This window comes from Pseudomonas sp. YA1 (assembly GCF_058680555.1).
Map to the genome: position 1 here is coordinate 206,101 of NZ_JBZWBG010000006.1, position 18,951 is coordinate 225,051.

Consider the following 18,951-nt stretch of genomic DNA (forward strand, 5'->3'; position numbering starts at 1 on the left):
CTTAGAAGGTGTAGGCCGCGCCGAGGTAGTAGAAGGCGCCGTTGAAGCTGATCTGCGAGGCATAGGTGTCGTACTGGTTGAAGCCGAGGTAGGCGCTCTCGGCCGGCAGCTTGTCGGGCTTCACGTCGAACAGATTGTTGGCCCCGGCGCTCAGGGTCAGGTTGCGGCTCGCCGCATAGCGCAGGGCGACGTCGGTGATGTACTTGGGCGAGTTCTCGAAGCGGTTGAAGACCGTGGTCGAATAGGCATGCTCGCCGGTGTAGTAGTCCAGTTCGGAAACCGTCTTGCTGTAGCGCGTTTCGCGCAGGGTCAGGCCCCAGCGCCGGTAGCTCCAGTCGGCCTGCAGGCTGACCTGGCTGCGCGGCGTGGAACTGGTGATCCAGGCCTGCTGCTGGTCGTTGAGCAGCGGCTGGCCGTTGCGCCCGCGATGATTCCTGACCAGCTTCGTGCGATTGACGTTGGCGCCCAGGCGCCAGTCGATCCGGCCCCACTCGCCGAGCCGGGTCAGGTAGCTGGCGGTGAGGTCGAGGCCGTGGGTACGGGTGTCGGCGCCGTTGGTCATGTAGTGGGTGCTGACCTGGGTCAGTCCGGCCGGGATGCTGATCCCGCCGGCGCGCAGCGCATCGATCGCCGGCTGTCCGGAATAGGTGGCACCGTCGACGATGCGGTCGCGGATCTCGATGCGATAGGCGTCGATGGCCAGGTTCAGGTCCGGCAAGGGATCGAGCACCAGGCCGAGGTTGTAGCTGATCGACTTTTCCGGCTCCAGGTCCTCGGCGCCGAGCAGCCTGGCCGCCGGCGAGTTGACCGCCAGCAGGCCGCTGGCGATGGTCGGCGAGACGCCCAGGCTGGTGTAGTTCTCCTGGGCCAGCGACGGCGCGCGGAAGCCGCTGCTGAGACTGGCCCGCGCCGATACCTCGGGGCTGAAGCGGTAGCGGCTGGCGAGCTTGCCGTTGGTGGTGCTGCCGAAGTCGCTGTAGTGCTCGTAGCGCGCCGCCGTCTCCAGTTGCCAACCCTCGCCGAGGGCGGTGGACAGGTCGAGATAGGCGCCGAACACGTCGCGGCTCCACTGTCCGGCGCTGGCCGGCACCTGCCCGGGGAGCGCCTTGGAACCGCCGTTGTAGTAGGACCAGGGATCGCCGGCCTCGACCTCGTAGAGTTCGCGGCGTTGCTCCAGGCCCCAGGAGAAATTCAGCGGCGCCGGCAGCCAGGCGAGGTCGAAGTCGCGGCGCAGGTCGAGATTGTTGGTCCACTGGGTGGCCTTGTAGCGCGCCAGGTCGAAGGAGCGCGGCGAATCGCCGGTCTCGCCGTAGAGGGCGAGGTTGATCGAATGGTCCATGCCGATCTCCGGGCGGTCGGCGCCGTAGGTCGAGCTGAGGTCCCAGTCCCAGGCGCCGAACAGCTCGCCGCCACGGGCGCCGAGGGTCAGCGAATAGTCGTCCTCGTCGCTGGTGATGCGCGGGGTGAAGCCGTTCGGATAGAGCCGCGGCGCCAGGGACGGCAACTGGTAGATCTGCGCCGAGGACACCGAGCGATGGGTATAGGTGGCGAAGCTGTACAGCTCGACGTTGTCGTCCAGCGCCACGCCGGCGTTGTAGGCCAGCGCCTGGCGGTGCAGCGAAGGGTCGCCGATGGACGGGTTGCCGTAGCGCCCGGTGCGCTGGTCGATGCCGGCGCGGATGGTCCGCGCCTGCTCGCGGAACTGCGCGCTGAGGTTGAGGAAACCGCTCTCGCCGAAACGCAGGCCGCCATTCACCCCGCCATTCTGGGTAAGACCGTCGCCATCGCCGTAGCGACCGTTGTCGTAGGCGAGCCGGCCGCCGTGGTCGGCCGACTTGAGGATGACGTTGATCACCCCGGCGATGGCGTCCGAGCCGTACTGCGCCGAGGCGCCGTCGCGCAGCACCTCGATGCGCTCGATGGCGGCGAGCGGGATGGTATCCAGGTCGACCCCGGTGGAGCCGCTCTGCAGCCCGCCGCTGACATTGATATTGGCGGTCTCGTGGCGGCGCTTGCCGTTCACCAGCACCAGCACGTGGTTGGGACTCAGGCCGCGCAGCGACTGCGCGTTGGTCAGCGCCGAAGCGTTGTAGGCCTGGGCCTGGCGCGACAGCGAGGGCAGCAGGCGCACCAGGGCGTCGCGCAGGTCGCCGCTGCCGCTGTCGCGCAATTGCTCGGCGCTGACCACGTCGATCGGTGCCAGGCTCTCGCCGGCCTTGACATCGGCCTTGCGGGTGCCGGTGACCACCACCGTGGCCAGGGTCGCGGCGGGCTTCGCCGCCGGCAGCGCGGCATCCGGCGCCGTGGCGCGCCGCAGGCTGAGCACCCCGGCGGCGCTGCGGCTGTATTCCAGGCCGCTGCCCCGCAAGGCCCGCTGCAACGCCTGCTCGACGCTGTAGGAGCCCTGGATCGCCGGTGCCGGCAGGCCCTCCACCAGGTGCTGGTCGAAGGCGATCGGGGTGCGACTCTGGCGGACGATGCTCAGCAGTACCTGGGCCAGTTCGCCGGCCGGGATGTCGAAGCGCTGGATCTCGGCGCGGCTGGTGGCGCGGACCTCCTCTGCCGCCGACTCGCCGGGCTGGCCGAGGCAGGCCAGGCCGACCGCGCAGAGCACGGGGACGAGTCGAAGACGCGGCGAACGCGGGTTGGGCATGGTCGGTTCATCCTTGATCGGTTGCGGATGCCATCGAGTGCAATTGCCCGTACCGATTTTCAGCCGCGCGGCAGACCGATTGCGCATAAGGTTATGCCTCGCCCTCCCGCGCCCGGCAGCGCCAGACGCTGACCGGGATTTCGCTGACCTGCCCGTCGGCCTGCATGCGCCGCTCGGCGATCCGCCCGAGGCGGACGAAGAATTCCTCCAGGCGCGTCGCCGGCACCAGCGGTGCGAAATAGGTGCCGAAGGTGGCGGCGTGGAAACGCTGGTACTCGGCGGAGTCGGCGACGCGCAGGGCCGCCGGGCGGGAGACGATGGAGTCGACCCGGAAGTGCCGTTCGACGCGTTCGCGCAACGCCTCCCGGCCACGGGTGCGGGTGCCCATCGGCAGCAGCCCGGCTTCCGCGTAGAGCGCCGCCACCCGCTCCGGCGCGGCCAGGCCCATTTCGACCAGGGCCTGGGCGACCAGGTCGTCCTCGCCGCCGAGGCCATCCTCGGCGAACGGATGGTGCGAGGTGAACAGGAATACCCCCTGCGCCTCGAGGTGCCGCGCGGCCCACCGGAACAGCCGCTCTTCGTCGGGATACAGCCAGTGCAGCACGGCGGTCATGCTGATCAGCTCGAAGCGTTCCGCCAGCGGCGGCAGGTCGAGCAGGTCGCCCTCCAGCAGACGCGCCTCGACGCCAGCCCCGCGCAACTGCGCGCGCGCCTGCTCCAGGCGCAGCGGCGAACGTTCGATGCCCCACAACCGTTGCAGGTCGGGCCAGCGCCGGGCGGCGCCGAGCAGCAGCGAGCCGATGCCGCAGCCGAGATCGAGCAGGCTGCGCGGCTCGATGCCGGCGCGGTCGAGCACCCAGTCCTGGTCGCGACGTTGCAGCAGTTCGCTGGAATCCTGGTAGCCGTCCAGGCTGCGCGCCTGTTCAATGATCGCGTTCATGTACGCCTGCTCCTTGGTTGAGGCTGTCCGCCGTGATGGTCCATACGCAGCCGTGGCCTTGCGGCTCTTCGTAGAGCCGCCAGTCGGCGCGGCAATCGCTGGCGGCGACGAACGCCGACAGCAGCTTGGTGCAATAGGTGCAGGCCGACTCCAGGGTGATCGGCACGCCTCGGGCGCGGGCGCGCTCGCGGTAGTCCCAGATCGCGCAGTGACGGTTGTGGAATACCGCGCGCCCGCCAGCCTCGGCCTGCACCTCGAAACGCGAACCGTAGAGCGCCGCCTGGCGTGCCAGGCGGTCGGCGGCGCTGGCCGGATCGCCCCGCCCCGCCGGTTCCAGCGCGCGATAGATGCGCGCGGTGGCACGCGCCCAGTCGTCGAGTCGGTAATCCGCCGGGCGCGCGACGATGAACTGTTCGATCAGCGCCTGGGCGCGGAAGAACACCGCCTGCCAGGCTTCGGCGCGCAGGTCGTCGGTCGCCGGCAGATCGGCGAATATCCGCGCGCTGGTCGCCACCCAGTCCCCCAGGTCTTCGCGCCGATGGCGCTCGGCGAGGTAGGCGGACATCGCCGCGTGCACCTCGAACACCCGCTGTCGCCAGAGCGTCGCCTGCGCTGCCGGATCGCGTTCGACGGCGCTCATCGGAGCGCCTCCCGGTGGCTGGCGAGAAACCCCAGCAGGTGCTCCAGCACCGCGTCCGGCGCGTCTTCTGGGAGCATGTGGCTGGCGCCGATGGCGGCGCCCTCGACCTGCCCGGCCCAGGTCTTCCAGATTTCCAGCGGATGCTGCCCGGCGGCGTAGGGGCGTTCCTGCCAGAGCACCTGGACCGGGCATTGCAGGCGCCGGCCGGCGTCGCGATCGGCCTGGTCGGCGTCGGCATCGACGCCCACCGCGGCCCGGTAGTCCTCGCACATCGCATGGCGCACGGCGGGGTCGCGGAACGCCCGCCGGTAGCTTGCCAGCGCCTGCGGGTGGTAGATGTCGCGGCCCTGGGCCATGCGTCGCAGGGTGTAGTCGAGGAAGTGCTCCGGATCGGCGCCGATCAGGCGCTCCGGCAGGTCGTACGGCTGGGCGAGGAGGAACCAGTGGTAGGCGTTGAGGGCGAAGGCCTTGTTCACCGCCGCCCAGTTGTCGAGGATCGGCACCACGGTCAGCGAGACGAAGGCCGCGACCGCCTGCGGATGGTCCAGCGCCAGGCGATAGCCGACCCGCGCGCCGCGATCGTGGCCGATCACCGTGAAGCGTTCGAAGCCGAGCTGGCCCATCGTTTCCAGTTGGTCGCGGGCCAGCGCGGCCTTGGAATAGTCGGCGCCCTCCTCGTCCAGCGCCCGCGATTCGCCGTAGCCGCGCAGGTCGGCGAGGACCACGCTGTAGTCCTCGGCCAGGCGCGGAGCGATGCGGTGCCAGGCCAGGTGGGTCTGCGGATAGCCATGCAACAGCAGCAGCGGCGGGCCGCTGCCCTTCACGGCGACGCGGAGGCGCGCGGCGGAGGTGTGCAGGGTCAGGTAGTCGAAGCCGGACAGCAACGGATCGGTGCTCATGGGCGGCGCCTCACAGGATGATGCTGATGCGCCGCTGGGCGCTGATGGTCTCGTGGTCCAGGCGGATCTCCCGCGAGACGATGCGCAAGCCCTCCGGACCGTCGCGCAGGACATGGCTGGCTTCGCCGACGAAGTTCCAGGCCTCGCGGTTGCGGAACTGATGGACGACGAAGTTGCTGCGGCTGCTGACCAGTTCGCCCTCGACCCGCTTCAGCCGCACGTTGCCCACCAGGCGGCGGGTGCGCGAGCGCGGCTGCTCCATCCAGGTATGCCCGCCGAGGATGCTGTCGACCCGCTCGCGCAGACGCACGTGGTCGTCGTCGATGATGTACAGGCTGTCCTCCGGCGCCTGGCCGGCCAGTTGCTCCTGCAAGGGCAGCACCCGGTAGCGTGCGGCGCGCTCGAACAGGGCGAACCAGGTATCCAGCAGGCGGTCGTCGAGCAGCTCGGCTTCGGCGACGAGGAAATCGCTGACCCGCGCCAGCAGGTCGCTGTCGGGACGGGACAAGGCAAGGCTCATGAGTATCCTCCGGGAAGAAAGTGCCGCTCAGAGGCTGATGTCGACCCCATGGCGGGTCAGCCAGCGGTCCAGGTTCAGCAGGTAGGCCAGGCCGGCGGTCGGACTCGCCGAGGCACGCGGGCTGGGCAGCGGCGTGCCCTGTTCGAGAGCCTGGCGGACCCGCCCGGCGTCCACCAGTTCGAACAGCGGCGAGCGGCCGTCGTCGAGCAGGCGGCCGACCCGCTCGCGCAGCAGCGCCAGGTAACGTGGGTCGGGGTTGGCCGGGAAACCGCTCTTGCGCCGCTCCAGGATCGCCTGCGGCAGGTGCCCGCGCAGGGCCCGGCGCAGCAGGCTCTTGCTTTCCCCGGCGACGCTCTTCAGCGCCCAGGGCAGGTTCCATACGTACTCCACCAGGCGGTGGTCGCAGAACGGCACGCGCACTTCCAGGCCGACCGCCATGCTCATCCGGTCCTTGCGTTCGAGCATCGCCGGCAGCCAGCGGCTCAGCGCCAGGTAGGCGACCTCGCGCTGGCGCCGCTGGGCGGCATCCTCGCCATCCAGTCGCGGCACTTCGGCGAGCGCCTCGCGGTAGCGCGCCCGGATGTATTCCGGCGCCGCCACCCGTTCGGCGACCTCCCGCCGCAGCAGTTGCCAGGGCCCGCTCTTGCCGGCCAGCCAGGGGAAGCCGTCGTGTGCGAGGGCGCTCGGGTCGTGGAAGAACGGGTAGCCGCCGAACACCTCGTCGGCCGACTCGCCCGACAGTGCCACCGTGGTGTGCTCGCGGACCTGGCGGAACAGCAGGTAGAGCGAGGCGTCCAGCTCGCCCCAGCCGGGCAGGTCGCGGGCCTGGAGCACCGCCTCGTCCTGTTCCAGCACCTCTTCCGGGGCGACCAGCACGGTGCGGTGCGGCGTACCGAGGAAGTTCGCCGCCAGTTGCGCATAGGGTTCGTCCCAGCTGCTTTGCCAGGGCGTCGGGACGAAGCCGCGGCCTTCGCCGGGGAAGTCCACGGAGAAGGTCGGCAGGCGCCGCGCGTCGCCATCCAGCGCGGCCACCGCGAAGGCGCTGATGGCGCTGGAGTCGAGCCCGCCGGAAAGCAGGCTGCCCAGCGGGACGTCAGCCACCAGTTGCTCGGCCACTGCCTCGCGGAGCAACTGGCCGGCGCGTTCGGCGCTGTCCTCGGCGCCCTCTTCGTGACGTTCCGCGCGCAGCGCCCAGTAGACCAGCTCGCGCACACCATTGCGGTCGAAGCGCAGCGCCTGGCCCGGCCGGACCTGGCGCAGGCCCTTGTACAGGCCGTGGCCGGGAGTCGGCGCGGTGGTCAGGGCGAACAGCTCGGCGATGCCGCTGGCGTCGAGCACCGGGTTGGCCTCGGGGTTGGCGAAGATCGCCTTGGGTTCCGAGGCGAACAGCACGCCTCCGGCGGTCGGGTAGTAGTACAGCGGCTTGACCCCGAAGCGATCGCGCACCAGCCACAGGCTCTGCTCGCGCTCGTCCCACAGGGCGAAGCCGTAGATGCCGCGGAGCCGGGCGAAGGAAGCCTCGCCCCATTGCAGATAGGCGCGCAGCACCACCTCGGTGTCCGAGCGGGTACGGAAGACCTGGCCCAGCGTCTCCAGCTCGGCGCGCAGCTCGCGGAAGTTGTAGACCTCGCCGCTGTAGGTCAGCGCCACCCGCCCGCCCGCCTCGGCAAGCATCGGCTGGGCGCCGTTCTCCAGGTCGATGATCGCCAGGCGCCGATGGCCGAGCAGCGCGTGCCGCGACAGCCACAGGCCTTCGGCGTCCGGCCCGCGCGGGGCCAGGGTACGGGTCATGCGTTCGAGGATGCTGCGCTGCTCGCCGAGGTCGCGGCTCCAGTCGGTCCAGCCGGTGATTCCACACATGGATGACGTTCCTTGCAGTGACCCTTTATTCCCCGCGTAGCCAGGGCGGCGCGCAGGGATCTGCAGGGAGCGATGGTTGAAGACGGCTCAGACGGCCACGGCGAGACGCCGCAGGGCGGCGGGCTGCTGCCCGAGCCGGCGGCTCCATTCGCGCCAGAAGCCGCGGTTCTGTTCCTCGTCGACGTGGCGGCGGGTTGCCGGTCCCATGCCGCGGGAGAAATCGCTGTAGCCGAGGGCGGCGTGGGCGTAGGCGCGCTGGCAGGATTCGAGGATCTCGACGTCGTCGGGGGTGCCGAAACCGCCCGGGCCGATGAACGAGATCAGCCCATTGATCCGCGCCGCCCGCTCCTCGCGGGTCTCATCGGCGAAGCCGGCGCCCCATACGGTGACGCTGACCTCATCGGCGGCGGTCGGGAAGAACGAGCGGATGTTCAGGCCGAGGATGTCGTTGATCACCAGATTGGGAAAGATGAACAGGCTTTTGTTGGTGTGGGCGATGTCCTCCGCCCGCGCCTGCCCGAAGCGTTCCACCAGGCGTTCGAACTTGGCGGCGATGGACGGCTTGAGCGCTTCCGGGAACAACGGGCTCCAGTAGGCGATCGGCCGTCCGGTGGACGGCGGGCCGCTGATGATCAGCGCGTGGCCGTTGCCCAGCGCCTCGCCGCGACCGTGGCGCTTGTGCGACTCCGGATCGGTGCCGAGGGTATTCAGGTATTCCAGGTAGCGCTTGTGGGCGAACGGCAGGTGGTAGGCGTCCACGCCGTTTTCCGCGAGCAGCTTCCAGTTGGCCTTGATCGAATGCTCGAAGCCGCCGGGGATGATCTCCAGTTCCGCCTCGGACTGGTCGCAGATCAGGTCGATATAGTCCTTCGCCTGGCCCAGGTAGGTTTCCAGGGACGCTTGCCGGGCGCCGTAGTGGATGAACAGGAAGTTGCGGTAGACCGCGTGTTTCACCCGTGTCAGGGACAGCTCCGGATGGCATTGCCCGGCGTGCTGGTAGGCGGCCTTGTCCGGCAGGCCGATCAGGCTGCCGTGGCTGTCGTAGGTCCAGCCATGGTAGGGACAGGTGAAACGCTGGCTGTTGCCCTGGCGCTCGGCGCAGACCTTGGCCCCACGGTGCGCGCAGGCGTTCAGGTAGACCGCCGGCTCGCCATCGGCGCGACGCTGGATGATCAGGTTGCGCCCGCCGACGTCGCGGGTGATGAAGTCGCCGGGCTCGCGCAGCTCGCTGAGGTGGGCGGCATACAGCCAGCTGTCGTCGAATATCTCGTGCAGTTCGCGCCGGTGCAGTTCCGCGGAAACATAGGCCTGGCGCCTGACCCGGAAGTAACTTGCGTCGTCGGTCTCGATATATTCACTCACCGCCTAACCTCCGTGTAACGTTGACAACCCGGCAACGGGGACGGAGGAAACCTAGCACGGGGAAAATCAATTCCGGCAGACTATTTATTCATTAGCTAATAACTCGTAACCCCATGAAAAAAGACAAAATAATTATTTCCCTCGGCGACTGAAAATTCGTCCCTCTCATTGCACTCATGCTTTTATGAGGGGTCGCCCCGTTCAACTCTTCAGGTTCACCAGGTCGAGCAGGTCGGCACCGGCCTTGATCTCCTGCAGGACGATTTCCGAGCGGATGTCGGTGACGCCGGCGGCGCGGTTCAGCTTGTTCACGATGAAGTCCGAGTAGTGCTTGAGGTTGCGCGCCCGGACCCGTAGCACATAGTTGGTGGCGCCGGTCACCACATAGGCGGTGACCACCTCCGGCCAGTCCCGGACCCTGGCGATGAACGCCTCGTGCCAACCCTCGACGTCCTGGCGCAGTGACACATGGACGATGGCTTCCAGCTCCACGCCCAGTCGTTCGGCATCCAGTTCCACCGAGTAGCCGCGGATGATCCCCTCGCTTTCCAGCAGGCGCAGCCGGCGCAGGCAGGCGGATGGCGAGAGGGAGACCTTCTCCGCCAGGTCCTGGTTGCTCATCCGCCCGTCCTGCTGCAGGTGACGGAGAATGCGCAGATCGATGGCGTCCAGGGACATGTGCAGTTCCTATCAGAATGAATAGCTATCTTCGAATTTTGTGCGAATAGATTGCCATGCGACCTTGCATTTCGCACGAAAATTCTCCGAAATCTCGTTCATTATCATTCGCTGGATTTCCGGAGAAAAACAATGACTTCGCTCCGCTACTGGGACATCAGTCCCGCCCTCGACCCGAACACGCCGACCTGGCCCGGCGACACGCCGTTCCAGCAGGAATGGGCGGCGCGGCTGGACGAGCAGTGCCCGGTCAACGTCGGCCGGATCACCCTTTCGCCGCATACCGGCGCCCACGTCGACGGCCCCCTGCACTACCGCGCCGACGGCCTGCCCATCGGCCAGGTGCCGCTGGACGTCTACATGGGACCGTGCCGGGTGATCCACTGTATCGGCGCTAACCCGCTGGTGACCCCCGAACACCTCGCCGGCCAGCTCGACGACCTGCCCTCGCGGGTGCTGCTGCGGACCTTCGAACGGGTCCCGGCGAACTGGCCGGAAGGCTTCTGCGCTATCGCTCCGGCCACCATCGAGTGCCTCGCCGAGCGCGGCGTCAGGCTGGTCGGCATCGACACCCCGTCGCTCGACCCCCAGCACTCCAAGACCCTCGACACCCACCACGCGGTGGGCCGCCACGGCATGGCGATTCTCGAAGGCGTGGTTCTCGACGACGTGCCCGCCGGCGACTACGAACTGCTCGCCCTGCCGCTGAAATTCACCCACCTCGATGCCAGCCCGGTGCGTGCCGTGCTGCGCGCCCTGCCTACCGCGGAGTAACCGATGACCACTCGTGACGACTGCCTGGCGCTCGACGCCGGCGATCCCCTGGCCGACCTGCGCCAACTGTTCGCCCTGCCCGACGGCGTGATCTACCTCGACGGCAACTCCCTCGGCGCCCGCCCCCGGGCCGCCGTGGAGCGCGCCGCCGAAGTGGTCGCCGCGGAATGGGGCGAGGGGCTCATCCGCAGCTGGAACAGCGCCGACTGGCGCGGCCTGCCGGAGCGCCTCGGCGACAAGCTGGCGCCCCTGATCGGCGCGCGCGCCGGCGAAGTGGTGATCACCGACACCACCTCGATCAACCTGTTCAAGGTGCTCAGCGCCGCCCTGCGGATCCAGGAGGAAGAAGCGCCAGGGCGCAAGGTGATCGTTTCCGAATCGAGCAACTTCCCCACTGATCTGTACATCGCCGAGGGCCTTACCGACATGCTCCAGCGCGGCTACCGGTTGCGCCTGGTGGATGGCCCGGAGCAACTGCCGGCGGCGATCGACGCGGATACCGCGGTGGTGATGCTCAGCCATGTCAACTACAAGACCGGCTACCTGCACGACATGCGCGAGGTCACCCGCCTGGTCCACGAAAACGGCGCCCTGGCGATCTGGGACCTGGCCCACTCGGCCGGCGCGCTGCCGCTGGACCTGCACGCGGCCGAGGCCGACTACGCCATCGGCTGCACCTACAAGTACCTCAACGGCGGCCCCGGCTCGCCGGCCTACGTGTGGGTCGCGCCACGCCTGCGCGAGCGTGTCTGGCAACCGCTGTCCGGCTGGTTCGGTCATTCCCGCCAGTTCGCCATGGAGCCGCGCTACCAGCCCGGCGAAGGCATCACCCGGTTCCTCTGCGGCACCCAGCCGATCACCTCGCTGGCCCTGGTCGAATGCGGCCTGGATATCTTCGCCCGGACCGACATGCAGCGCCTGCGCGACAAATCGCTGGCCCTCGCCGACCTGTTCATCGAATTGGTGGAAAGCCGCTGCGAACGCTTCGGCCTGACCCTGGTGACCCCGCGCGAGCATGCCCGGCGCGGCAGCCATGTCAGCTTCGAGCATGCCCAGGGCTACGCCATCGTCCAGGCCCTGATCGACCGCGGGGTGATCGGCGACTACCGCGAGCCGGGCATCCTGCGCTTCGGCTTCACCCCGCTGTACACCCGCTTCGTCGAGGTCTGGGATGCGGTGCAGGCCCTGCTGGAAATCCTCCAGAGCGAAGCCTGGAAAGAGCCGCGCTACCAGGTCCGGCACAAGGTGACCTGAGCCCCGCTCGCGCGGGCCGCGCCGGTATTCCCGGGGCGGCCCGCGAACACCCACCGCTCTCGCGCACAGGAGCCCGCGACCGGCACCCGCACATCGCCACCGACGTTCCCTCGGCAATTCATAAGAACCCCAATAAGATTCCAGAGGACATCCAGATGAACGACCCCCAGGGCTTCGAGGCCATCTCGCGCCGCGAGCAGGGCCTGCAACGGCGGCTCTCGGCCGCGCAGATGAGCATGATCGCCATCGGCGGCGCCATCGGCACCGGCCTGTTCATGGGCAGCGCCTTCGCCATCGGCTTCGCCGGCCCCAGCGTCCTGCTCAGCTACGCCATCGGCGCGCTGATCACCCTGCTGCTGATGGGCTGCCTGGCGGAAATGACCGTGGCCCATGCCACCCCCGGCTCGTTCGGCGCCTTCGCCGAGCACTACGTCGGCCCGCTGGCCGGGTTCCTGGTGCGCTACGCCTACTGGGCGGCCATCGTCCTGGCGGTGGGCACCGAGGTCACGGCGGTGGCCATGTACATGAAGTACTGGTTCGCCGGTATCCCGGAATGGGTCTGGATCATCTCCTTCTCGACCCTGCTGATCGGCCTGAATGCCAGCAGCGTGAAAGCCTTCGGCAACTTCGAATACTGCTTCTCGACACTGAAGATCGCCGCCATCGTCGCCTTCATCCTGCTCGGCGCCTACCTGGTGTTCGGCTCCGCCAACCCGGCCTACGGCGTGCACAACTACAGCGCCCACGGCGGCTTCTTCCCGCACGGCCTGAAAGGCATGTGGATCGCCGTGGTGGTGTCGATCTTCAGCTATCTCAGCGTGGAGATGATCGCGGTCGCCGCCGCCGAGGCCGAGCATCCGGAACAGGCGGTGAAGTCGGCGTTCCGCTCGACCATCGTGCGCCTGGTGGTGTTCTACCTGCTGACCCTGGCGCTGATGCTCGCCATCGTCCCCTGGGACCAGGCCGGGCAGAGCCAGAGCCCGTTCGTCACGGTGATGCAGGCGATCGGCCTGCCCGGCGCGACCGGGGTGATGAACTTCGTGGTGCTGGTGGCCGCGCTGTCGGCGATGAACAGCCAGCTCTACATCACCACCCGGATGATGTTCAGCCTGTCGCGCGCGGGCCACGCGCCGAAGGGCCTCGGCGAACTGAGCCGCCAGGGCGTGCCGCTGAACGCGCTACTGCTGTCGAGCGTCGGTATCGCCCTGGCGACCCTGCTCAACCTGGTCTACCCGGAGCAGTCGTTCACCCTGATGATGGCGGTGTCGATGTTCGGCGCCCTCTTTACCTGGCTGATGATCTTCTTCACCCACCTCTGCTTCCGCCGCCACCGCGCCCGCCACGGCGGCGCGCCGCTGGCCTTCCGCATGCGCCTGGCGCCCTGGTCGACATTGCTCGGCCTGGCGCTGATGGCGGCGATCCTGGTCACCACCTTCTTCACCGAGGCGTTCCGCATGACCCTGGTCTTCGGCGTGCCGTTCCTCGCGCTGCTCAGCGCACTCTACCTGGTCTTCGTCCGCAAGCCCGGCAGGGATTGTCCGATAGAACGGGCAACGCCCTAGGCGCTCTCCGCCCTGCGAACCTGGCGCGCAGGGCGAAGCCCGACCGGCGCGCCCTTTCCGGACCGGGCGGTTCCGTTTCCCATACCTTTTCCGTCGCACAAAAAGCATTACCCGCCGGCCGCCGCGACTCCGTAGCGTAGTGCCCAACCGGACGTTCCGGCCCGCGGCGCGCCGCGGCCGGCGCGCTCCCGTCAGGGACGAAGTGGCGGCACGCCCAGCCATCGAGCGCACTGCATCGCTCTGCCCTGTGGGGACGCAGACGTCGTCAGCCATGAGGGGAACACGATGCATCCGACCTTTTCGCGGGTCCTGCTGGCCGCCGCACTGGCCGCCGCCGGCAACCCTGCCGTCGCCACCGAAATCCAGCTCGAACAAGGTTGGAACGCCGAGCAGCGCGCCTCCTGGTACGACGCCTCGCTCGGTTCGCGGCTGCTGCCGCTGGCCTGGGCCCAGGCGCTGGAGCGTCCGGACAGCGAGGAGCGCCTGTTCTCCGAAGACAACGCCCGGCGCCTCGGCTTTCCCCTGCGCAACTGGCAAGGCGGCGAGCTGCGCCTGCCGCGCGGCTTCGCCCTCGACCAGCAGGACGACAGCCAGTTCTCCGACACCCGCCTGCGCTGGAAAGCCCGCCAGTCGTCCAGCGAACCCTGGGTCGGGCTGAATTGCGCCGGCTGCCACTCCACCGACATCAGTTACCGCGGCAGCGAACTGACCGTCGACGCCGGCGCCACCCTGGCCAACGTCCAGGCGATCTTCGACGAAGTGCTCGCCGCGCTGCGCCGCACCAGCGACGACGGCGACAAGTTCGCGCGCTTCGCCGGCAACGTCCTCGGCAGCGAGGACAGCCCGGCCAACCGCGACCTGCTGAAGGCCGCCCTGGCCAAGCGCGCGGCGCTGATCGACACCCTGCTGAGCATGTCCGCCACCGACCTGCAACCCGGCCCGGGGCGCCTCGACGCCACCGGCCAGTCACTCAACCGCGCGGCGATCAACTCTGGCGCCCGTCACCTGCAAGCGAACCCGACCGACGCGCCGACCAGCTTCCCGGCACTGTGGCACACGTTGCAGATGGACAAGCTGCAATCCAGCGGATTCGTGCCCAACGTCAAGGTCCTCGACCTCAACGGCCAGGTCTTCGACCTCGGCTACCTGGCCGGCGACATCGGCGTGGTCCAGGGCGACTACGGCGACGTGGTCAGCCATCCGCTGTCCGGCCTGGAGGGCTACATCTCGAGCATCCGCGTGGACAACCTGACCCGTGTCGAGGGCCTGATCCACAAGCTCAAGGCGCCGGCCTGGCCGAGCCAGCTGTTCGGCGCCCCGGACAGCGCCAGGCTGGCCCAGGGCAAGCGCCTCTACGAGGAGAACTGCGCGGCCTGCCATGCGAGCATCGGCCGCGACGACCTGCAAACCCCGATCAAGGTCCGCCAGGTGCGCCTGAAGGCCCATGGCGACGACGCGCCGATCGGCACCGACCCGTGGATGGCCTGCAACACCTTCACCTTCAGCAGCCCCAGCGGCAACTACTTCGGCCTGTTCCGGCCGTCCCTCGGCACCCCCAGCGGCGTCGGCATCGTCGGGCGAACCTCGAAGATCGCCGACATGCAGGTCCCCGAGGTGTTCCAGATCATGCTCGGCAAGAAAGGCCAGTTGGCCGACGGCATCGCCGAGATCATCCACGCCATCGTCACCGGGCAGCAGACTCTGCCCGGCTCCGACAGCCTGCAAGCGGTGCCCGCCGGACAATTGCTGCTGGCCGGCGGCGACCCGGCCGGCAGCCAGGCGCCGAGCCTCGCCGCCGGCGAAGTCCCCGCCGACAAGAATGCGCGCAAGGACTACTGCCTGAACACCGAGCATCCGTTCCTCGGCTACATCGCTCGCCCGCTGAACGGCATCTGGGCCACCGCGCCCTACCTGCACAACGGTTCGGTGCCGTCGCTGTACGACCTGCTGCTGCCCCAGGAGCAACGGCCGGCCACCTTCTACACCGGCAGCCACGAGTTCGATCCGAGCCGGGTCGGCTACCTCACCGGGCCCGGCCCGGACAACGCCTTCCTCTTCGACACCCACCTGGAAGGCAACTCCAACGCCGGCCACGACTTCGCCCGCGAGTACGACGAAAGCCAGCGCCTGGCGCTGCTCGAATACCTCAAGACCCTGTGAGCCGGCCCCGCCCACATGCCCAATAGAGAGAACCGCCCGATGACCCTATCGCGACTCAGCCTTGCCATCCTTTCCGTCCTCGCCGGTGCCCCGGCATTCGCCGACGACAGCGGCGTCGACCTCGACCAGGGCTGGAACCAGACCCAGAAGACCGCCTGGCTGGAAGCCGGCCAGGGTTCGCGGATGCTGCCGCTGGCCTGGCTGGTGGCGCTGGAGCAGCGTGCCAGCGAAGAACCGCTGATGTCCGACGCGCTGATCCGCCAGTACGGCTATGTCCCCCACACCCTCGGCGGTTCCAGCGTGAAGGTGGTGCAGGGCTACGCGGTCGACCGCAGCGACGACAGCGACCTGACCTTCACCAAGCTGCGCTGGAAGGCCCTGCAGGGCTCCAGGGAACCCTGGGTCGGGCCGACCTGCAGCATGTGCCACACCTCGCACATCAGCTACCAGGGCACCCAGTTGACCGTCTACGGCGGGCAGACCATGGGCGACCTCGCCGGCTTCCAGCTGGAGATCCTCGGCGCCCTGCAGAGCACCCGCGCCGACACCGCCAAGTTCGAGCGCTTCGCCCGCAAGGTGCTCGGCGCCGACGGCCTGGTCAGCGGCTACAACGACGCCAACAAGGCGCGCCTGCAGGCAGCCCTGGACGCCACCATCGTGCGCCTGCGCGACGGCTCGCACTTCAACCTGCCGCACGATCCCGAGTTCGGCCCGGGCCGCCTGGACGCCATCGGTTCGATCTTCAACTCGGTGGGCTACGAACTGCACGCCGACCAGCAGATCTACGGCGCCGAGGACGCCCCCGTGAGCTATCCGTTCCTGTGGAACGTACCGCAGCTGGACCGCGTGCAGTGGACCGGCTTCAACCCGAACCACATCAACGTGGTCGACATCGACAACCGCAAGTTCGACGTCGGCGCCCTGGCGCGCAACGCCGGCGAGGCGGTCGGGGTATTCGCCGACGTCAAGGTGCTCAGCCCGATCCAGTCGGCGCTGCACATCGGCTACCCGTCGAGCATCAACGTCGACAACCTGATCCGCATCGAAGACCAGCTCGGCCAACTGAAGCCGCCGGCCTGGCCGAACCAGCTGTTCGGCGCCCCGGAGCCGACCAGGGTCGCCGAGGGCCGCGAGCTGTACCGGCAACATTGCTCCAGCTGCCACACGCCGCTGGACCGCAACGACCTGCGGACCCCGGTGAAGACCGTGCTCACCCACCTGCAGGCGCGCGGCGAGGTCGCGCCGATCGGCACCGACCCGTGGACCGCCTGCAACAGCATCGCCCAGCTGAAGACCGGCTACGTGCGCGGCAAGCCCTACCTGTCCTTCGTCGGCACCGGCCAGCGCGGTTTCTACGGCAAGCAGGCCTATGCGGTGGACGTGCTCCAGGAAGTGGTGGTCCAGGCCCTGGCCGCGCGCGGCCTGAGCGTCGCCCTGGGTGCCTTCCAGACCGCCGCCCTGGGCATCTTCGACGGGCAGTTGCCGCCGCTGATCAGTCCGGTGCCGGACAGCCCCGACGCCGACAGCGTCGAAGCGACCGCCGCGGACGCGCCAGGCGCCCTGCTCCTGGCCGAAAACGTCGCGGCCGACAGCGACAAGGCCCGGCGCCTGGAGCAGTGCCTGGCGATGACCAGCGACCTGATGGCCTACAAGGCGCGCCCGCTGAACGGTATCTGGGCCAGCCCGCCCTACCTGCACAACGGCTCGGTGGCGACCCTCTACGACCTGCTGCTGCCGCCGGACCTGCGGCCGCGGACCTTCTATACCGGCAGCGTCGAGTTCGACCCGGTCAACGTCGGCTACATCACCGATGCCGGCGGCGCCAACCGCTTCCTCTTCGACAGCGGCAAGCCGGGCAACGCCAATGGCGGCCACGACTACGGCAACGCGCAGTTCAACGAGCAGCAGCGCCGCGCCCTGGTCGAGTACATGAAGACCCTCTGAAGCCCCTCGCGCGGCCGGCGCTCCCGGCCGCGTCCCTCAACCGGCGGCGACCCGCCGCGCGGTCTCGACGAAGCATTCGAACTGGGTGTCGCTGGCGCGAAGCCGCGAAGTCGGCGACACCGCCAGCCCCACCGGCAGGCGGAAGCCTTCGTTGACCGCCGCCGGCAGAGCGGTGAAGGCCACCCCCGGATAGGCGAACTTGGTCAGCGACAACGGCAGGAAGGCGAAGCCGTCGCCGCTGGCGACCTGGGCCAGGAGAATGCTCAGGTCGTTCGGCCGCACGCTGCGCCGGGGGGCGAAGGCAGCGGCATCCATCGCATCGTTCATGAACTGGCTGTAGGCGGGAAACAGCGAGTCCTTCGGTACCAGCAGCGGCTCGCCGACCAGGTCGTTCAGCGACCAGTCGGGCGCCAGTCGCCGGTGCAGGGTTTCCGACAGGGCGATGACGTGCTCGTAGCTGCCGATCTCCATCAACTCGTATTCACGCACCACCTTCGGCGGCGCGCCGATGATCGCCGCGTCCAGGGACGACTCGCGGACCAGGCTGAGCAGGTCCAGCGATGGCGCCCAGGATGGCGAAACGGCGCTGCACACCCGCGCTTCCTTCAGTTGCCGGGCCAGCTCGCCGGACCAGCCGGGATCGAGGTAGCGACTGAAACCGATGTGCAACTGGCGGTCGTCGCCGTCGCCGATGTCGCGGGTCAGCGCCTTGGCCTCGGCGATGATCTTCACCGCGCGGCAATGCACCACCCTGCCCACCTCGGTCAGGCTCACCCCGGCCGGACCGCGGACGAACAGCGCCTCGCCGATGTGCACTTCGAGCGCCTGGATCTGCCGCGACAGCGACGGCTGCGAAACGTGCAGCACCTCGGCGGCCTGGCCGATGCTGCCGTACTCGGCGACACAGGCGAAATACATCAGCTGGCGCAACGAAGGCATCGCCTTCGACCAGTTGATGATCGGGAAACTGGCATCGGTCACGGACATTGCGTACATACCCCTCGCTGGCAACACGGGTCGGATCGGCACGGGCAGGGAAACCCCGGGACGGCGCGACGAACGACCGCCGGCAGCCTGCTTCCGAAAGCCGTTTCGCGGCAGAAGAACGAAAGATAGGTAGCGGAGATGACAGGAAGCGCGACGTTCGGGTCCGGGACGCTCTTCGTGGACGGCGTCTTGTTCCCGCGCCGCCAGTATAGCCAGGCGGCATGGGGAACTGGCCATGCGGCACGGCACGGCCGCGGGCCACCCTCGCCGTTCGGATAGGTCCCCTTGCCAGGTCGGTCCGAAGCTGCCAGGGACCGTCGCAAGCGCTGCGCCGTGGGCACCGGCCACGAACTCAGGCCACCTCGTCGGCAGCGGCTGAACCGCTTCGTCTTTTCGTGAACCGCTTCCGTGTCGGCGGAGCGCCAGGGGGTCTACGCTGAGTTTTTCAGGATCAGGAGTACCGCCATGCTGGATCACGACCTGACTGTCGCCCTGCTATGCCGTCTCAACCAGAACCAGAGTGCCCTCGGCATGGCCCTGGAGGAGCTGGCGATTTGGGCGAAGCGCCATGAAGGCGGCGAAACCTACGATGTCGTCATGAACCACCTGCAGACCCTGGAGCGCAACGCCGACTTCGTCGCCGAGGCCATCGTCGTCCTGATGGCGGATCGCTGAAGCGCGCCGGACCCGTACGAGCGGACGAGCCTGCGCGGTGCGC

The 18,951-nt window shown here is 68.6% G+C and carries 15 protein-coding genes; 6 read left to right on the forward strand and 9 right to left on the reverse strand.

From position 1 onward, the window contains the following. Position 1: 1 nt before the first annotated feature. From AC4OR5_RS10505 to kynR, 8 genes are all read right to left on the reverse strand, one after another. Positions 2–2,653, reverse strand: a complete 2,652-nt coding sequence (locus tag AC4OR5_RS10505) for a TonB-dependent receptor (RefSeq protein ID WP_058160406.1) — start codon at positions 2,651–2,653, stop codon at positions 2–4. A 91-nt stretch (positions 2,654–2,744) separates the two neighbouring features. Then, positions 2,745–3,593 (reverse strand): class I SAM-dependent methyltransferase, encoded by an 849-nt coding sequence (locus AC4OR5_RS10510; protein ID WP_031693974.1) that lies wholly within the window; start codon positions 3,591–3,593, stop codon positions 2,745–2,747. Next, a complete protein-coding gene (locus tag AC4OR5_RS10515) occupies positions 3,577–4,233 on the reverse strand; it encodes a hypothetical protein (protein ID WP_023108021.1) in 657 nt (218 codons plus the stop codon). Before AC4OR5_RS10515 ends, AC4OR5_RS10510 begins: the two co-directional genes overlap by 17 nt. Next, positions 4,230–5,132 carry an alpha/beta fold hydrolase gene (locus tag AC4OR5_RS10520; protein ID WP_003139620.1) on the reverse strand — a complete coding sequence of 301 codons (903 nt, stop codon included), beginning with the start codon at positions 5,130–5,132 and terminating at the stop codon, positions 4,230–4,232. Before AC4OR5_RS10520 ends, AC4OR5_RS10515 begins: the two co-directional genes overlap by 4 nt. A gap of 10 nt (positions 5,133–5,142) precedes the next feature. After that, positions 5,143–5,652: an aromatic-ring-hydroxylating dioxygenase subunit beta gene (locus AC4OR5_RS10525; protein ID WP_003088783.1), complete on the reverse strand. Its 510-nt coding sequence runs from the start codon at positions 5,650–5,652 to the stop codon at positions 5,143–5,145. A 27-nt stretch (positions 5,653–5,679) separates the two neighbouring features. Further along, the gene (asnB, locus tag AC4OR5_RS10530) at positions 5,680–7,512 is read right to left on the reverse strand and encodes an asparagine synthase (glutamine-hydrolyzing) (RefSeq protein WP_003105325.1); all 1,833 of its coding nucleotides are present in this window, start codon (positions 7,510–7,512) and stop codon (positions 5,680–5,682) included. Between the two features lie 87 nt (positions 7,513–7,599). After that, positions 7,600–8,874 (reverse strand): aromatic ring-hydroxylating oxygenase subunit alpha, encoded by a 1,275-nt coding sequence (locus AC4OR5_RS10535; protein WP_003109665.1) that lies wholly within the window; start codon positions 8,872–8,874, stop codon positions 7,600–7,602. 201 nt (positions 8,875–9,075) lie between these two features. Beyond that, positions 9,076–9,552, reverse strand: coding sequence for a kynurenine pathway transcriptional regulator KynR (gene kynR / locus AC4OR5_RS10540; RefSeq protein ID WP_003088777.1), 477 nt, complete (start codon positions 9,550–9,552; stop codon positions 9,076–9,078). 132 nt (positions 9,553–9,684) lie between these two features. Here kynR and kynB point away from each other — a divergent pair, with 132 nt between their 5' ends. From kynB to AC4OR5_RS10565, 5 genes are all read left to right on the forward strand, one after another. Next, on the forward strand, positions 9,685–10,326 hold the full coding sequence (gene kynB, locus AC4OR5_RS10545; RefSeq protein WP_058160405.1) for a kynurenine formamidase KynB: 642 nt from the start codon (positions 9,685–9,687) through the stop codon (positions 10,324–10,326). A 3-nt stretch (positions 10,327–10,329) separates the two neighbouring features. Continuing rightward, on the forward strand, positions 10,330–11,580 hold the full coding sequence (gene kynU / locus AC4OR5_RS10550; protein WP_003088773.1) for a kynureninase: 1,251 nt from the start codon (positions 10,330–10,332) through the stop codon (positions 11,578–11,580). 155 nt (positions 11,581–11,735) lie between these two features. Further along, a complete protein-coding gene (locus tag AC4OR5_RS10555) occupies positions 11,736–13,142 on the forward strand; it encodes an amino acid permease (RefSeq protein WP_003088769.1) in 1,407 nt (468 codons plus the stop codon). A gap of 285 nt (positions 13,143–13,427) precedes the next feature. Then, positions 13,428–15,302, forward strand: a complete 1,875-nt coding sequence (locus AC4OR5_RS10560) for a (7S,10S)-hydroperoxide diol synthase (RefSeq protein ID WP_033960610.1) — start codon at positions 13,428–13,430, stop codon at positions 15,300–15,302. Between the two features lie 39 nt (positions 15,303–15,341). Then, positions 15,342–17,246: a 10S-dioxygenase gene (locus tag AC4OR5_RS10565; RefSeq protein WP_058160404.1), complete on the forward strand. Its 1,905-nt coding sequence runs from the start codon at positions 15,342–15,344 to the stop codon at positions 17,244–17,246. Between the two features lie 36 nt (positions 17,247–17,282). Here AC4OR5_RS10565 and AC4OR5_RS10570 read toward each other — a convergent pair whose 3' ends face one another. Then, positions 17,283–18,185, reverse strand: a complete 903-nt coding sequence (locus tag AC4OR5_RS10570) for a LysR family transcriptional regulator (RefSeq protein WP_004349593.1) — start codon at positions 18,183–18,185, stop codon at positions 17,283–17,285. A gap of 513 nt (positions 18,186–18,698) precedes the next feature. On the opposite strand from AC4OR5_RS10570, the gene AC4OR5_RS10575 reads away from it, so the two are divergent. Next, a complete protein-coding gene (locus AC4OR5_RS10575) occupies positions 18,699–18,908 on the forward strand; it encodes a hypothetical protein (protein WP_003088759.1) in 210 nt (69 codons plus the stop codon). Positions 18,909–18,951 lie beyond the last annotated feature (43 nt).

Excerpts from the sequence above, each read along its gene's own strand:
- AC4OR5_RS10505 (WP_058160406.1), bottom strand. The coding sequence starts at position 2,653 with ATGCCCAACCCGCGTTCGCCGCGTCTTCGACTCGTCCCCGTGCTCTGC.
- kynR (WP_003088777.1), bottom strand. The coding sequence starts at position 9,552 with ATGTCCCTGGACGCCATCGATCTGCGCATTCTCCGTCACCTGCAGCAG.
- AC4OR5_RS10570 (WP_004349593.1), bottom strand. The coding sequence starts at position 18,185 with ATGCCTTCGTTGCGCCAGCTGATGTATTTCGCCTGTGTCGCCGAGTAC.
- kynU (WP_003088773.1), top strand. The coding sequence starts at position 10,330 with ATGACCACTCGTGACGACTGCCTGGCGCTCGACGCCGGCGATCCCCTG.
- AC4OR5_RS10510 (WP_031693974.1), bottom strand. The coding sequence starts at position 3,593 with ATGAACGCGATCATTGAACAGGCGCGCAGCCTGGACGGCTACCAGGAT.
- AC4OR5_RS10565 (WP_058160404.1), top strand. The coding sequence starts at position 15,342 with ATGACCCTATCGCGACTCAGCCTTGCCATCCTTTCCGTCCTCGCCGGT.
- AC4OR5_RS10555 (WP_003088769.1), top strand. The coding sequence starts at position 11,736 with ATGAACGACCCCCAGGGCTTCGAGGCCATCTCGCGCCGCGAGCAGGGC.
- AC4OR5_RS10515 (WP_023108021.1), bottom strand. The coding sequence starts at position 4,233 with ATGAGCGCCGTCGAACGCGATCCGGCAGCGCAGGCGACGCTCTGGCGA.
- kynB (WP_058160405.1), top strand. The coding sequence starts at position 9,685 with ATGACTTCGCTCCGCTACTGGGACATCAGTCCCGCCCTCGACCCGAAC.
- AC4OR5_RS10560 (WP_033960610.1), top strand. The coding sequence starts at position 13,428 with ATGCATCCGACCTTTTCGCGGGTCCTGCTGGCCGCCGCACTGGCCGCC.
- AC4OR5_RS10575 (WP_003088759.1), top strand. The coding sequence starts at position 18,699 with ATGCTGGATCACGACCTGACTGTCGCCCTGCTATGCCGTCTCAACCAG.
- asnB (WP_003105325.1), bottom strand. The coding sequence starts at position 7,512 with ATGTGTGGAATCACCGGCTGGACCGACTGGAGCCGCGACCTCGGCGAG.
- AC4OR5_RS10520 (WP_003139620.1), bottom strand. The coding sequence starts at position 5,132 with ATGAGCACCGATCCGTTGCTGTCCGGCTTCGACTACCTGACCCTGCAC.
- AC4OR5_RS10525 (WP_003088783.1), bottom strand. The coding sequence starts at position 5,652 with ATGAGCCTTGCCTTGTCCCGTCCCGACAGCGACCTGCTGGCGCGGGTC.